The following is a 14,236-nucleotide window of genomic DNA, read 5'->3' as shown; positions in this document are numbered from 1 at the left end:
AGAGTCCGCGGGCGCCGGCCGGGCCCGGGGCCGTCAGAGGTGGACGGCCGGCACACGCTCCGCGTCGCGGGCCCCTTCCCCCGCGTCCGCCGGGACCGCCTTGATCGCGAGGGCCGTGACCATGGCGAGGGCCAGCAGCGCGAGGGCGGCCTCGAACGCGCCGGTGTACGCGGCGGAACCGGTCGCCCCGCCGGTGCTCGCCGCGGTGATCAGCCCGGAGGCGAGGGCGGTGCCGAGGGAGGCGCCGATGCCGAAGCACGCGCCGGTCAGGCCGGTGAGCGCGCCCTGCTGGTCCTTGGGCGCGGAGACGACCGCGAACCCGTTGAGCGCGGTGATGCTGAGGCCGTTGTACGTCAGGCCCAGTACGGCGAGCGCGGCGAAGAGCGCCCAGGGCTGCTCCCTGAAGGGCACGGCGACCGCGAAGGCCAGCAGCGAGCCGGCCGAGCCGACGAGCGCGACGCGGCGCCAGCCGACGCGCGGCCCGAAGTAGCCCGCCAGCGGGGCGCCGATCACGCCGATCGCCGCGGCGGGCGTCGCGTACAGCAGTGCCGAGCGGGTCGCGGAGAGGCCGTATCCGGCCTGCGGGTCCTGCGTGAAGAGCGGGATCGTCAGGGCGAGGGCGCCGAACGCACCGGCGAGGGTGAGGGTCACCGTCAGCAGCAGCGGCCAGGCCCGGCGCGAGGCGAGCAGCCGGATGTCGATGACGGCGGTGGTGGTGCGGGCGGCCGGGCGGGCGTCGGCACCGGCGGCCGTACCGGGGTCCGTGCCGCCGCCGGCCGAGCGGGTCCGCTGGACGAGGACGAAGGCGGTCAGCGCGGCCAGGCCGCCGAGTACGCAGCCGAGCGTGGCCGCCGAGGTCCAGCCCCAGCCGGCGCCCTGCGCCAGGCCGACGAGCACGCCGGACAGTCCCAGCCCGAGCAGCGTCGCGCCCAGCCAGTCCATGGCCCCCTCCGCCTTCGGCGCCACGGCCGGTACGTACCGGGCCACGGCCGCCGTGCCCACGACCGACAGCAGCAGACCGCCGAAGAAGATCGCGCGGAAGCCCACCGTGTCGGCGAGCCGGCCGCCGACGATGGCGTCCACTCCCGCGAAGCCGCCGTTGACGGCGCTGATGATGCCGGCGGCGCGGCCGAAGGCGGCGGGCGGGAGCAGGTCGTTGAGGGTCAGGAAGGAGAGCGAGAACATCGCGGCCGACACACCCTGCAGGACGCGCCCGGCGAGGTAGACGGAGATGTCGGGCGCCAGGGCGCAGGCGAGGTTGCCGAGGATGAGCAGCGCGCCGCACAGCAGCATGATCGGTTTGCGGCCGCGGTAGTCGCTCAGCCGCGCCATCGTGACCTGTCCGACGGCGGCGAGCAGGAAGAACAGCGTCTGCGACAGGCCGACCAGGCTGCTGCTGGTGTCCAGCCGGCGGGCGACGTCGGGCAGCGCCGGGCTGAGCATCGTCGCGTTGATCTGGTACCCGAGCACGGCCAGCACCAGCGCGGGCAGCAGGAAGCGCGGGGTGGCGGGCGGCGCGGTGACCACGCGCTCGCGGCTCCGGAAGGGCATGACGGCTCCTGGGACTGAGGGGAGAGGCGGCGGGCGGACGCGTCGCACGGTCGCGGCCGGGTCACGGCCCGCTGCACCGGGCGCCCGTCCCGCACGGAGGGCGTCAGCAACGCTCGTGCGCGTCACGTGGCATCGGCGACGCTCGTTCGGCGTCACTTGTCAGACAGGAACGCGTCGTGCGCTCTGGTCTACCCCTCGCCCCGGAGGGTGTCAAGAGTTCACCTGAAGATCACCAACGACGGGACCGGACCCCACCACCCCTCCCTTCGGGCTGCGTACGCCCCGTTCCCGCGATGCGAAACTGGGGGCCGCGCGCTGCCGCGAGCGCGCGGCCAGCCACCCCCGCGCGGGGGCGACGTCGGACCGCGGCCCCAGGGAGATGAACATGGCCGGCAGACAGCCCGCACCGCCTCAACGGCGGCCGGTCGTCGTGCTGTACGAGCGCCTGATCGAAGCCATCCGGGACGGCACCTACCCGCCGGGCTCCACCCTGCCGACCGAGCCGCGGCTCGCCGCCGAGCTGGGCGTCAGCCGCCCCGCGCTGCGCGAGGCGCTGATCCTGCTGCAGGAGGACGGCGCGATCACCGTACGGCGCGGGGTGGGCCGTACGGTCAGCCCGCACCTGCCGCCGCGCGGCTTCGAGTACCTCAAGCCGGTGGAGCAGCTGCTCAGCGAGGGCCGGCAGGTGCGGACCTCGGCGCTGGCCCGCGCCCACGAGGAGCCGACCGACTTCTCCACCCAGCACCTGCTGCTGCCGGGCACCAGCCGGGTGCGCTTCTGGGAGAGCCTGATCGAGGTCGGCGGGCTGCCGGCCTGCCTGACCCAGGAGTGGGCGGCCCGCGACGAGACACTGGACGAGCTGCTGCCGGACGCGGCGGCCGCGTTCGACGGACCCGCCTCGACCACCTCGTCCATGCTGGGGATACTCCTGGAGACCGGCCGCGAGCTGCCGCTGACGGGCAGCAGCAGCATCGTGGCGACCACGCTCGGCCGCCAGCGGGGCGAACAGCTCGGCCGCCCGGCCGACTCCCCCGCCGTCCTGGTCACCCAGGTCGTACGGCTGGACCGCACCCCGCTGCTCGCGGCCAAGCACATGCTGCCCGCGGGGGCACCGGCGCTTCCCGTGTGGCAGGCGCGCTGACAGGACCCTTCCCGGCGTCCCGGGTGCGGTGCCGGCCGGTCGTCGATGAGACGCGGTCGCTCGCACCCGGGACGCCGTGTCATACTCCGACCCCATGACGCTGTCTGACAAGTACACCGACGCTCCGCACTCCCCCGCGCACCCCCTCGCCGAGGACCTCGTCCGCCGGGCCCCCAAGGTGCTGCTCCACGACCACCTCGACGGCGGCCTGCGCCCGCGCACCGTCGTGGAACTGGCCCAGGAGGCCGGCTACGACGCGCTGCCCACCACCGACCCCGCCGCGCTGGGCGAGTGGTTCCGCGACGCCGCCGACTCCGGTTCGCTGGAGCGCTACCTGGAGACCTTCGCGCACACCTGCGCCGTGATGCAGACCGCCCCCGCGCTCTTCCGCATCGCCGCCGAGTGCGCCGAGGACCTGGCCGCCGACGGCGTGGTCTACGCCGAGGTGCGCTTCGCCCCCGAACAGCACCTCGCCGCGGGGCTCACCCTGGACGAGGTCGTCGACGCGGTGAACGCCGGCTTCCGCGAGGGCGAGCGCCGGGCCGCGGCCGACGGCCGCCGGATCCGCGTCGGCACGCTGCTGTGCGCCATGCGGCACGCCGACCGCGCGCTGGAGATCGCCGAACTCGCCGTCGCCCACCGCGACAGCGGCGTGGCCGGCTTCGACATCGCGGGCGGTGAGATCGGCAACCCGGCGAGCCGGCACGCCGCGGCCTTCGACCACCTCCGCAGCGAGGGCGCCCGGGTGACCGTGCACGCCGGTGAAGCCGTCGGCATGGAGTCCATCCGGGAGGCGGTGCTGCGCTGCGGCGCCCACCGCATCGGCCACGGCGTCCGCATCACCGACGACATCGAGATCGCCGACGACGGTTCGGTACGCCTCGGCCGGCTCGCCTCCTACGTACGCGACATGCGCATAGCCCTGGAGGTCTGCCCCACCTCCAACCTGCAGACCGGCGCCGCGGCGAGCTACCCCGGCCACCCGATCGACCTGCTCCGCCGGCTCGGCTTCCGCGTCTGCCTCAACACCGACAACCGCCTGGTGAGCGGCACCACCATGACCCAGGAGTTCCAGCACCTGGCCACCGCGTTCGGCTACGGCCCGGCGGAGCTGGAGGAGTTCACGGTCAACGCGGCGAAGGCGGCCTTCCTGCCCTTCGACGAGCGCACCGCCCTCATCAACGAGGTCATCCGCCCCGGCTACGCCCACCTGCACTCCCGCGCCCTGGGCCACGTCCCGGTGCGCGGCGCGGCGGCGGCCTGACGCGGAACGGGGCCGGAACGGCCGGGAGGTCGCCCTCCCCGCCGTTCCGGCCCCGCGTACTTCCGCCGGGTTCCCGCGGCTACTTCTTGAACCCGTAATCCATCAGCTTCTTCGCGTCGGCGGTGCGGTTGGCCACCGAGGTGGACGCGAGGACGGTGCCGATGACCGTCTTGCCGCTGCGGGTGGCGGCGAAGACCAGGCAGTACTTGGCCTCAGGACCCGAACCGGTCTTGACGCCGATGGTGCCCGAGTAACTGCCGAGCAGGTTGTTGGTGTTGCTCCACGACATGTAGCGGTAGCCACCGCTCTTCGTCGTGACCTTCTGCTTCGTGGACTTCGTCTTCACAACCGTACGGAACGTGGAGTACTTCATCGCACTGCTGGCCAGCTTCGTCAGGTCGCGCGGCGTCGAGTAGTTCGCGCCCTTCCCGATGCCGTCGAACGAGTCGAAGTGGGTGTTCTTCAGCCCGAGGCTCTTGGCCGTGGTGTTCATCTTGCCGATGAAGGACTTCACGCGCGCGGACCGCGTGGATCCCGTGCCGAACTTGTCGGCCAGGGCATAGGCGGCGTCGCAGCCGGACGGCAGCATCAGCCCGTACAGCAGCTGGCGGACCGTGACCTTGTCGCCGACGATCAGCTTGGCCGAGGAGGCCCAGTTGTTGTCGACGATGTAGTCGCTGTACGCCTTCTGGATCGTGACCTTCGAATCCAGGTTCAGGTTCGCCTGCGCGAGCACCACCCGGGCGGTCATGATCTTGGTGGTGGACCCGGTGGAAAGCCGGGAGTCGGCGGCCTTGGTGAAGAGGCTCTTCCCCGTGCCGTTGTTCATCACGAACCCGCCCTTGGCGGTGATCGTGGGCGCCTTGGGCGTGGCGGCCTGCGCCGGGGCGGCGAACGCCCCGGCGGCCAGCACCGCACCCGCGGTCACCAGGACCGCGGACGCACGACGCGTGCCATTGATGCCAATGTTCAAGTCGAGTACTCCATTACCCTGCCGTGCGGTCACATGAGAGTGCCGCTCACTCTTGAGACGCACGAATCGCAGCAATGGATGCGCTCCCCCGTCCGCCTCACCCTTCGCACACCAGTCGGTCAACCGGTGACGCGGGAGAACCGACGTGACGGAGGTTGACGGAGGTGGCCGTGGCCGATTGCGAGCGGCCCACCGGACAAGGCAGGGTTACGCCATGTCCTACGTGCGGCTTGAAGCCTGGATCGGGGGTGCATGGCTCGAGGTGAACTGCGTGAGCGTCACCGTCATGGACTCTGCGCTCACCCTGTCCTTCGAACGCCAGCGAACCGAGTCCGGCTACCAGGAGCTCATCTGGCAGCCCCTGGAGAAATTCCTCAAGGAGTACCGCGACGAACCCCTCGTCGTCGTCCCCCGGGGCCAGGACCTGCCGGCCATGTACGGCCCCGGCGCCGCGGGCCCCTTCCGCCTGACCAAGATCACCGACTGACCCCGGACCGCCCGCACGAAGGGCCGCACGGACACCCCGTACGGCCCTGCGACTCCCCGCCGGCACCCGGCTACGGACAGATCCCCAGCTCTCGCAGCGCCCGGTTCTGGGTCGGGGTGGGCCTGGCCGGGAAGTAGAGGTAGCAGACGCCGCCGGTGCCGGACTTCACGGCGCCGCTCGCGTCCTTGCGCTTGGTGCGGAGCCAGATGTTCTCCCACTGGCGGCGCTTGTAGATGTGGCGGACGGCGACGTTGGAGGGGGAGGCGGGGTCGTTGGCGATGATGTCGCCGGACTGCGTGAACCCGATGACCGTCATCAGGTGGCCCGACGTGCCGTAGCCCGCGCCATCCAGTTCCGAGGCGATGAAGGACTGGGAGGTGATGACGGGGATGCCGACGTGGATGAGCTTCTCGATGTCGGTGAGGGAGTGCAGGCGCGTCACCACGCCCTGGAGGTCGTGGTACGTCGCGGCGTAGGCGGCGTTGAAGGGCCAGTTGCCGCAGCCCTCGTACTGGTAGTCGAAGGTGTAGCGGGCCGCGTGGCAGACCTGGGGGTCCGCGTAGTCGGGGTTGACCCATGCCAGGTCGTCGGGGCTGGGGCGGCGGCCCCAGGACTCGATGATCATCTGGGACGAGGTCGGGCTGCACCACGCCTCTCCCCCGTTGTCGTACTCGGGGTACTGGCCCTTGTGGATCTCCTGGGAGTACCGCGGGACGGCCAGCTCGCGGCCACGGGCGATGCCGGGCTTGGAGGCGGGGACGGTGTAGCGGTCGGGGATGTCGGATCCCATGGCGCCCACCCGCCACACCGTGGGCGTGAGGTCCGTACCGGGTTTGCGGTAGAGGGTGACGCGCAGTTCGTACGAGACGATGCGGAGGCCGCTCGCCGGGGAGTCCACCGAGAGGGTGTCGGTGTAGACCGTGCTCTTGTCGTCGGTCTGGTCGTCCACGGACGTACGGCGGATGTCCTGGTCGCCCGCGGCCCAGCGGCCCATGACGTACCACGGGGTGCGGGACTTGTCCGAGTACATGCCGCGCACCTCGACGGCGATCCAGGTGCCGGCGGGGGTGTGCGCGTTCCAGGACGCGATGATCTCGGTGGCCGGGACCCTGAGCTTGTGGGCCGGGGAGGTCCAGGTGGCGTACTCCCACGTCGAGGTCTTGTTCAGGTGCGGGTCGCGGTAGTCGATGGTGCCGATCGGGACCGCGATCTGCACGCCGGGCCGGGCGCCGGGCTCGATGCGGGTGCCCTGCCCCGAGCCCGCGAGCCAGTCGGCCACTCCGGTCCAGCCGTGGTAGTCCACGAGCGGGGCGGCGGCGGGGTGCGCGGCGCCGTGCGGGTCGGGCGTTCCGGAGCGGCCGGCGGCGAAGGCGGGCAGGGGGGTCGCGGCGCCGGCGGCGACGGCGAGGGCGGCGGCCAGCACGGTGCGGCGGGGAGCGTATCTGGTCATGGGCGTCAGGTCCCCCAGTCGGGTGCGGGATGAGCGTCACGGCAGTCGTGGCTCAACTATCACCGCACCGTCGCGGTTCGGCCAGCGGTTCGACGCGCGTCGCGCGACGAAATATTGGTGTGGACCAGTGTCGTACGCTGGCCCGATGGAAGGTGCCGCCGATCTCTCCCTCGCCGCGCTCGCCGCGCGTCTGCGCGCCCTGCCCCCTTCGTGCGGTCCGGTGCGGCTGGTGGCCGTGGACGGGCACGCGGGGTCGGGCAAGAGCACGTTCACGGAACGGCTGGCGGCGACGCTCGGAGCGGCAGCGGCAGCGGCCGAGGAAACGGCGGAAGCAGGGCAGGTCACGGCGGCGGCCCCCGTCATTCACCTCGACGACCTGGCGACGCACGACGAGCTCTTCGGCTGGGACGAGCGGCTGCGGGAACAGGTGATCGAGCCGTTCTCCGCGGGGCGGAGCGCGCGGTACGGGGTGTACGACTGGGTGCACCGCCGCTTCGCGCGGGAGCGCACGCTGGCGCCCGCCCCGGTGGTGCTGCTGGAAGGCGTCGGCGCCGGCCGCCGCGCGCTCCGCCCGCACCTGGCGTGCCTGCTGTGGATGGAACTGCCCGACGAGACCGCCTGGTCACGGGGGCGGCGGCGGGACGGGCCGGAGCTCACCGGGTTCTGGGATGGCTGGATTCCGGCGGAGCGCGCGCACTTCGCGGTCGATCCTTCCCGCCCCCACGCCGACCTGTTGGTGACACAGGGACAGGTGGGGTACGAGTGGCTTGCGGGGCCGGTGGACGCGCGTTGACTCCCCCATTCCTTCACACTCCGTGACGGGCCGGGGCCGGCGCACCGAGGCGGGCCGACAGGCTCCCGCCGAGTGCCCCAACTCGGCTTGACCTGGGGGCCGTACAGGACTTACGTTCTCAATGTGCGGTTCTGACGGACCGCCCACAGACGCGAAGCCCCCGGTTGTTCCCCCGTGATCGGGGGCTTCGTTCTGTCCTCATCCCCCGAATCCCGCGCTTCGCGCCGCTTCTCCCTCACCCTCGGTCACCGGCCCCTTCGCGCCGCCGAGTCCCAGCTTCCCCGCTGCGCCCCTCTTCGGCAGGCGTCCGCACCGCAGGTACGATGCCAGTTCGTGCCACCCGAGGACACGAACCGACGGGCGCGCGACGGCGTGCAGATCCCGTCCACAGCACGCTGCTTCGATCACGCCGCTGCCGGGTAGCCACCTGGCGGGCACGGGCGCGGGGGATCATTTGTGGGGGACAGGATGGATTGTGGCGCGCAGGGCACGGCGGCCCCGGCCGAACTCGCCTGGCTGCGCGCGGTGGACGCGTACACCATGGGCGCGTACGCGCAGGCCGAGGAGGAGTTCCGGGCCGCGGTACGCATCGATCCCTCGATGGCGGACGCCTGGCTCGGACTGCACGCGCTGCGCGCGGACACCACCACGGCACTGCTGCGCATGTACCGGCACCGCGACCGCTTCGGCGAGCAGCGCGCCCGCCACCGCCGCACCCTGAACTCCTGGTACTGGCTGGGCTGGTGGGTGCAGCCGGTGCTGGAGACCGGCCGCGACCTGCTCCTCGCGCACGCCTCGCACTGGCTGGACGGTCGGCACGTCGCCGAGCTGGACCAGGCGCTGGCCGGCTGCCCGCCGGTCGACACCGACCCGCAGGTGCGTTTCCTGCACGCCTGCCGCGCGTACCTGGTCAAGGACTGGGAGCAGCTCGTACGGCACACCGAGACGCTGATCGACGATCCGCTGCTGGGCATCGAGTCGGGGCTCTTCGGGGGCATGGCGCGGGTCCGGCTGGAGATGTACGGCCAGGCCGAACCGCTGCTGTCGGCCGCCCTGATGCGGTGCCGCAGCGAGCAGCCGCAGCGCAAGGAGCTGCGGTACTGGCTGGCGCGGGCGCACGAGGGCACGGGCCGCAGCGCCGCTGCCCTCCCTCTGTATCGCGCCGTCCACCGCGTGGATCCGGCCTTCATGGACACCGCGGCCCGGCTCGCGGCCATCGCCGAGTGCGACGGGCTGGAGGAGGGCGCCGACCTGGCCACCGTCCCGGCCGGGCTCGGCCAGGAGAACGGCGCGGACCTCGACCCGCTGGCGCCGCTGGACCCGGTGGACGGCCGGGAGCTGCTGGCGACGGCCGACCCGGACGGGCCGGACGACAGTGATCTGCTCGGCACGCCGGCCGCCGGCGTCCCGGGCCCGGCCCGCGTCAAGGGCGTACCGGAGCAGCGCACCGCCGACCAGCTGCCGGCCGGCCCCGCCGACCCCGTCCTGCTGGAGCAGGCGCTCCAGGAGCTGGAGCGGATGGTGGGCCTGGAGCCGGTGAAGCGGCAGGTGCGGGCGCTGTCCGCGCAGCTGCGGATGGCGCGGCTGCGGGCCGGGCAGGGGCTGCCCGTCCAGCCGCCCAAGCGGCACTTCGTCTTCTCGGGCCCGTCCGGGACCGGCAAGACGACCGTGGCACGGATACTCGGGCGGGTCTTCTACGCACTGGGGCTGCTCGGCGGCGACCATCTCGTGGAGGCCCAACGCGCCGACCTGGTGGGCGAGTTCCTCGGCCAGACGGCGGTGAAGGCGAACGAACTGATCGACTCGGCGCTGGGCGGCGTGCTCTTCGTCGACGAGGCGTACTCCCTCTCCAACTCCGGTTACACCAAGGGCGACGCGTACGGTGACGAGGCGCTCCAGGTGCTGCTGAAACGCGCGGAGGACAACCGCGACCGGCTGGTGGTGATCCTCGCCGGGTATCCGGAGGGCATGGACCGGCTGCTGGCCGCGAACCCCGGGCTCTCCTCGCGCTTCACCACCCGGGTGGACTTCCCCAGCTACCGGCCGCTGGAGCTGACGGCCATCGGCGAGGTGCTGGCGGCCGACAACGGCGACCGCTGGGACGAGGAGTCGCTGGACGAGCTGCGCAGCATCGCCGGGCACGTCGTGGACCAGGGCTGGATCGACGAGCTGGGCAACGGCCGCTTCCTGCGCACGCTGTACGAGAAGAGCTGCGCGTACCGGGACCTGCGGCTGTCGACGTGGTCGGGCACGCCGTCCCGCGAGGACCTCGCGACGTTGCGGCTGCCGGACCTGATGCAGGCGTACGGCGAAGTACTGTCGGGGCGGGGCCCGGCGCCGGACCCGGGAACGTGACGGGGGCCTGAACGCGCGGCGGGCGCGGCTGTCACAGCCGCGCCCGCCCGTTGCCCGATGCGAGCCGTCAGCCCGCCATCGCCCGCTCCCCCGGCTGGACCTCTCCGGTCCGCAGGTCGCCGGCGCCGCGCGGCTCGGCGATGCGGGCGGGCTCCGCCGTGTCGCGGTGGGCGGGGTCGCGGACCTCGCCGACCAGCTTCTCCAGCACGTCCTCCAGGGCGACCAGACCGAGCACCCGGCCCGCGCCGTCGGAGACCGCCGCGAGGTGCGAGGCGGCCCGGCGCATCGCCGTCAGCGCATCGTCCAGCGGGAGTTCGGCGCGCAGCGTGGTCATCGGGTGCCAGATGCGCTGCGGCACCGCACGGTCCCGCTCCTCCAGGTCCAGTACGTCCTTGACGTGCAGATAGCCCATGTAGGCGCCGCCCGGCGCGCACACCGGGAAGCGGGAGAAGCCCGTCTTGACGGTCAGCTCCTCGACCTGCCGGGGGGTGACGGACGGGTCGACGGTGACCAGGGCCGCGCGGTCGATCAGTACTTCGGTGACCGGGCGGCGGCCCAGCTCCAGCGCGTCGGAGAGGCGTTCCTGCTCCCCCGGGTCCAGCAGCCCGGCCTGTCCCGCGTCGGCCACGAGGTGGGTGAGCTGCTCGGTGGTGAAGACCGCCTCGACCTCGTCCTTGGGCTCCACGCGGAAGAGCCGCAGGATGCCGCGGGCGCACGCGCCCAGCAGGGCGGTGACCGGGCGGCACATCCGGGCGAAGACGACCAGGCCCGGGCTGAACCAGAGGGCGGTCTTCTCGGGCGCGGCCATCGCGAGGTTCTTCGGCACCATCTCGCCGATCACCAGGTGGAGGAAGACCACCAGGGCGAGGGCTATGGCGTAGCCGAGCGGATGGATCAGCGCCTCGGGGAGGTGCACGGCGTGGAAGAGCGGCTCCAGCAGCCGGGCCACGGTGGGCTCGGCGACCGCGCCCAGCGTCAGCGAGCAGACGGTGATGCCGAACTGCGCGGCGGCCATCATCTGCGGCAGGTTCTCCAGGCCGTACAGCACCCGCCTGGCCCGCTTGGAGCCTTCGGAGGCGAGCGGTTCGATCTGGCTGCGGCGTACGGAGACCAGCGCGAACTCCGCGCCGACGAAGAAGCCGTTGGCGAGGACGAGGAGGGCGGCGACGAACAGCTGCAGTGCGCTCATCGGACACCTGCCCGCCCGCCGGCCTGCGCGGCGACGGCGGTCGGCGCCGGCCCCGTACGTATCAGGCGTACCCGGTCGGCACGGTGGTGCGCGACCAGCCGCACCCGCAGCCGCCAGCCGTCCAGCTCGGCGATGTCCCCGGAGGCGGGGATCCGGCCGAGGGTGTGGGCGACCAGTCCGGCCACGGTCTCGTACGGGCCGTCCGGAGCGGCCAGCCCGATCCTGCGGAGGGTGTCGACGCGGCAGCCGCCGTCGGCGTCCCAGGCGGGATGTCCGTCCTCGGCGGGCGCGAGCACCAGTTCCGGCAGGTCCGCGTGGTCGTGCTCGTCGCGGACCTCTCCGACCAGTTCCTCGATGATGTCCTCCAGGGTCACCACGCCGGCCGTGCCGCCGTACTCGTCGACGACCACGGCGATCGGCTGTTCGCTGCGCAGCCGCTCCAGCAGCGGCTGCACCGGCAGGCTCTCCGGCACCAGCAGCGGCGCGACCGTTATCCGGCCGACGGGCGTGCGCAGCCGCTCCTCGGCGGGCACGGCGAGCGCGTCCTTGAGGTGGACCATGCCGACGACCTCGTCGATCCGGGTGTGGTAGACGGGGAAGCGGGACAGGCCGGTGGCGCGGGTGAGGTTCAGGACGTCCTCGGCGGTCGCGGAGGACTGGAGCGCGGAGACCCGCACCCGCGGGGTCATCACGTTCTCCGCGCTCAGCTCCCCGAGCGAGAGGGTCCGGACGAACAGGTCGGCGGTGTCCTGCTCGATGGCGCCGGCCTGTGCGGAGTGCCGGGCCAGCGAGACCAGTTCGCCGGGGGTGCGGGCCGAGGCCAGCTCGTCGGTGGGCTCGACGCCCATGGCCCGCACGAGGCGGTTGGCCACGGTGTTGAGCAGCGCGATGACGGGGCGGAAGAAGCGCGAGAAGGCGTTCTGCGGCCCGGCGACGAAGCGCGCGACCGTGAGCGGCTTGGAGACCGCCCAGTTCTTCGGGACCAGCTCGCCGATCACCATCTGGACGGCGGAGGCCAGCAGCATGCCGATGACGACGGCGATGCCGGGCACCGCGCCGGCGGGCAGCCCGGTCGCGGCGAGCGGCCCGCCGAGCAGGTCGGCGAGGGCGGGCTCGGCGAGCATGCCGACCACCAGGGAGGTGATCGTGATGCCCAGCTGGGTGCCGGAGAGCTGGAAGGAGAGCTCGCGCAGCGCGGTGACGACCGTACGGGCGCGGCGGTCACCGGCGTCGGCGGCCCGTTCGGCGGCCGCCTTCTCGACGGTGACGAGGCCGAACTCGGCGGCCACGAAGAAGCCGTTCGCCAGGATCAGCACGAAGGCCGCGGCGAGCAACAGCAGCGGAACTGTCATGCCGCCGCCTCCGTGGTACTCAGGACAGCCGCGGTGCGCGGGCGCTGTCCGGGAGGGGCGGCGCAGGTACTACAGGACGATCCGTCCATTGCTGGAAGGAGTCACTCCTCGGGTCGCAGGGTCCCCGCGAGGGGGGCGGGGCCGCGGCACGGCCCCGGGCTACAGAGTAAACAGGCCGGGCGTGGCAAGGGGAGAGCGGACGGGCGTGCGGTATGCCGCAGATTCGGTCCGCCCTGATCGGTACGGCGGGGGAAACCGGTCAGCCGGCGTGGTCGCCGCTGCCGTGCGTCTCGGCGAGAGTGCGCAGCGTACGGGCGTCCTGCACGGCCTGCTGCTTGGCGATGCCGGGCTGGATGCCCATCGCCGGCAGGCTCGTGCCGTCGGCGAGGTCGAGATGGACCCAGGCGTCGCCGACCCGCAGATTCACCCGCAGGACCTCGGCCCAGGCCAGCGTGCGCCTGGTCGTGAGGTTGACGACGGTGATGCCGCGCTCGGTGGCCACGACCTTGGGCCGGGCGAGCAGCAGCAGGACGCCCAGCACGATCAGCCCGGTGAACACGAAGCTGATCCGCTCGCCGCCGCTGAGGGCCGGCAGCAGGAACGCGATGATCGTCAGGGCCACCAGCTGGGCGATGCCGACGACGTACAGGACGGCACGGGTGCGGGCGGGCCGGAAGGTCACCGGGAGGTCGGGCAGAGGCGCGGACACGTCGTCGTCTTCCGTGGCGGGGTGGCGGCGCGGGCCGTACGCCGGCCGCGAGGCGGTGCGTACGGCCCGGCCGTGCGGGCGGTCAGAAGAGCCCGGGAACAGGCTCTAGAGGCGGCAGGCGTGGATGCCCGTGGTGAGGATCGCGCGGGCGCCGAGGGCGTACAGCTCGTCCATGATGCGCTGGGCGTCCTTGGAGGGGACCATCGAGCGGACCGCGACCCAGCCTTCGTGGTGCAGCGGGGAGACGGTCGGGGACTCCAGGCCCGGGGTGAGGGCCACGGCCTTCTCGACGTGCTCGACGCGGATGTCGTAGTCCATCATCACGTAGCGGCGGGCCACCAGGACGCCCTGCATGCGGCGGAGGAACTGCTGCACCTTCGGGTCGTCGACGGGCGCGCCCTTGCCGCGGATGACGACGGCCTCGGACTTCAGGATCGGCTCGCCGATGATCTCCAGGCCCGCGTTGCGGAGGGTGGTGCCGGTCTCCACGACGTCGGCGATGATCTCGGCGACGCCCAGCTGGATGGCGGTCTCCACCGCGCCGTCGAGGTGCACGACGGAGGCGTCCACGCCGTTGTCGGCGAGGTGCTGCGTGACCAGCCCGGAGAAGGAGGTCGCGACGGTCATGCCGCCGAACTCGCTGACGTCCTTGGCGGTGCCGGGCGTGGTGGCGTACCGGAAGGTCGAGCCGGCGAAGCCGAGCTGCATGATCTCCTCGGCCTTGGCGCCGGAGTCCAGCAGCAGGTCACGGCCTGTGATGCCGATGTCGAGCTTGCCGGAACCGACGTAGACCGCGATGTCGCGCGGACGCAGGAAGAAGAACTCGACCTCGTTCTCGGCGTCGACCAGGACCAGCTCCCTGCGGTCCTTGCGCTGGCGGTAGCCGGCCTCATGGAGCATCGCCGACGCAGGCTCGGACAGTGAACCCTTGTTGGGGACGGCGATGCGCAGCATGAGAGGGACTTCCTTTGT

12 protein-coding genes are annotated in these 14,236 nt (G+C 72.6%); 5 read left to right on the top strand and 7 right to left on the bottom strand.

Translation table 11 applies throughout. The features are described from left to right. Positions 1–33: 33 nt before the first annotated feature. Complete coding sequence (locus ABZ840_RS24585) at positions 34–1,551, bottom strand: MFS transporter (RefSeq protein ID WP_361562271.1); 1,518 nt, start codon at positions 1,549–1,551, stop codon at positions 34–36. A gap of 379 nt (positions 1,552–1,930) precedes the next feature. Here ABZ840_RS24585 and ABZ840_RS24580 point away from each other — a divergent pair, with 379 nt between their 5' ends. Then, the gene (locus ABZ840_RS24580; RefSeq protein WP_361562270.1) at positions 1,931–2,692 is read left to right on the top strand and encodes a GntR family transcriptional regulator; all 762 of its coding nucleotides are present in this window, start codon (positions 1,931–1,933) and stop codon (positions 2,690–2,692) included. A gap of 94 nt (positions 2,693–2,786) precedes the next feature. Beyond that, entirely contained in the window at positions 2,787–3,956 is a 1,170-nt protein-coding gene (locus tag ABZ840_RS24575) for an adenosine deaminase (protein ID WP_361562269.1), read from the top strand. A gap of 79 nt (positions 3,957–4,035) precedes the next feature. Here ABZ840_RS24575 and ABZ840_RS24570 read toward each other — a convergent pair whose 3' ends face one another. Further along, positions 4,036–4,929, bottom strand: a complete 894-nt coding sequence (locus ABZ840_RS24570; protein WP_361562268.1) for a serine hydrolase — start codon at positions 4,927–4,929, stop codon at positions 4,036–4,038. Positions 4,930–5,200: 271 nt separating this feature from the next. Between ABZ840_RS24570 and ABZ840_RS24565 the strand changes: the two genes are divergently transcribed. Beyond that, positions 5,201–5,416, top strand: coding sequence for a hypothetical protein (locus ABZ840_RS24565; RefSeq protein WP_234426847.1), 216 nt, complete (start codon positions 5,201–5,203; stop codon positions 5,414–5,416). A 70-nt stretch (positions 5,417–5,486) separates the two neighbouring features. Here the strand turns inward: ABZ840_RS24565 and ABZ840_RS24560 are convergent, their stop codons facing one another. After that, the gene (locus tag ABZ840_RS24560) at positions 5,487–6,866 is read right to left on the bottom strand and encodes a peptidase C39 family protein (protein ID WP_361562267.1); all 1,380 of its coding nucleotides are present in this window, start codon (positions 6,864–6,866) and stop codon (positions 5,487–5,489) included. A gap of 145 nt (positions 6,867–7,011) precedes the next feature. Between ABZ840_RS24560 and ABZ840_RS24555 the strand changes: the two genes are divergently transcribed. Both ABZ840_RS24555 and ABZ840_RS24550 read left to right on the top strand, forming a co-directional pair. Then, positions 7,012–7,659: a hypothetical protein gene (locus ABZ840_RS24555; RefSeq protein WP_361562266.1), complete on the top strand. Its 648-nt coding sequence runs from the start codon at positions 7,012–7,014 to the stop codon at positions 7,657–7,659. A gap of 468 nt (positions 7,660–8,127) precedes the next feature. After that, complete coding sequence (locus tag ABZ840_RS24550; protein WP_361562524.1) at positions 8,128–10,014, top strand: AAA family ATPase; 1,887 nt, start codon at positions 8,128–8,130, stop codon at positions 10,012–10,014. Between the two features lie 67 nt (positions 10,015–10,081). Here the strand turns inward: ABZ840_RS24550 and ABZ840_RS24545 are convergent, their stop codons facing one another. From ABZ840_RS24545 to hisG, 4 genes are all read right to left on the bottom strand, one after another. After that, entirely contained in the window at positions 10,082–11,203 is a 1,122-nt protein-coding gene (locus tag ABZ840_RS24545; protein WP_361562265.1) for a hemolysin family protein, read from the bottom strand. Then, positions 11,200–12,555 carry a hemolysin family protein gene (locus ABZ840_RS24540; protein ID WP_361562264.1) on the bottom strand — a complete coding sequence of 452 codons (1,356 nt, stop codon included), beginning with the start codon at positions 12,553–12,555 and terminating at the stop codon, positions 11,200–11,202. Before ABZ840_RS24540 ends, ABZ840_RS24545 begins: the two co-directional genes overlap by 4 nt. 259 nt (positions 12,556–12,814) lie before the next feature. Continuing rightward, positions 12,815–13,264, bottom strand: a complete 450-nt coding sequence (locus tag ABZ840_RS24535) for a PH domain-containing protein (protein ID WP_361562263.1) — start codon at positions 13,262–13,264, stop codon at positions 12,815–12,817. Positions 13,265–13,369: 105 nt separating this feature from the next. Beyond that, positions 13,370–14,218, bottom strand: coding sequence for an ATP phosphoribosyltransferase (hisG, locus tag ABZ840_RS24530; RefSeq protein WP_030610537.1), 849 nt, complete (start codon positions 14,216–14,218; stop codon positions 13,370–13,372). Positions 14,219–14,236 lie beyond the last annotated feature (18 nt).

Origin of the sequence: Streptomyces sp. NPDC047117 (assembly GCF_040643545.1) — a bacterium.
GTDB lineage: Bacteria > Actinomycetota > Actinomycetes > Streptomycetales > Streptomycetaceae > Streptomyces.
The sequence above is the reverse complement of the archived record's forward strand: the minus strand, read 5'-3'. Positions and strand labels throughout refer to the sequence as shown.

Coding starts and splice junctions, on each gene's coding strand:
- ABZ840_RS24585 (WP_361562271.1), bottom strand. CDS start 1,551: ATGCCCTTCCGGAGCCGCGAGCGCGTGGTCACCGCGCCGCCCGCCACC.
- ABZ840_RS24580 (WP_361562270.1), top strand. CDS start 1,931: ATGAACATGGCCGGCAGACAGCCCGCACCGCCTCAACGGCGGCCGGTC.
- ABZ840_RS24575 (WP_361562269.1), top strand. CDS start 2,787: ATGACGCTGTCTGACAAGTACACCGACGCTCCGCACTCCCCCGCGCAC.
- ABZ840_RS24560 (WP_361562267.1), bottom strand. CDS start 6,866: ATGACCAGATACGCTCCCCGCCGCACCGTGCTGGCCGCCGCCCTCGCC.
- ABZ840_RS24555 (WP_361562266.1), top strand. CDS start 7,012: ATGGAAGGTGCCGCCGATCTCTCCCTCGCCGCGCTCGCCGCGCGTCTG.
- ABZ840_RS24550 (WP_361562524.1), top strand. CDS start 8,128: ATGGATTGTGGCGCGCAGGGCACGGCGGCCCCGGCCGAACTCGCCTGG.
- ABZ840_RS24545 (WP_361562265.1), bottom strand. CDS start 11,203: ATGAGCGCACTGCAGCTGTTCGTCGCCGCCCTCCTCGTCCTCGCCAAC.
- ABZ840_RS24540 (WP_361562264.1), bottom strand. CDS start 12,555: ATGACAGTTCCGCTGCTGTTGCTCGCCGCGGCCTTCGTGCTGATCCTG.
- hisG (WP_030610537.1), bottom strand. CDS start 14,218: ATGCTGCGCATCGCCGTCCCCAACAAGGGTTCACTGTCCGAGCCTGCG.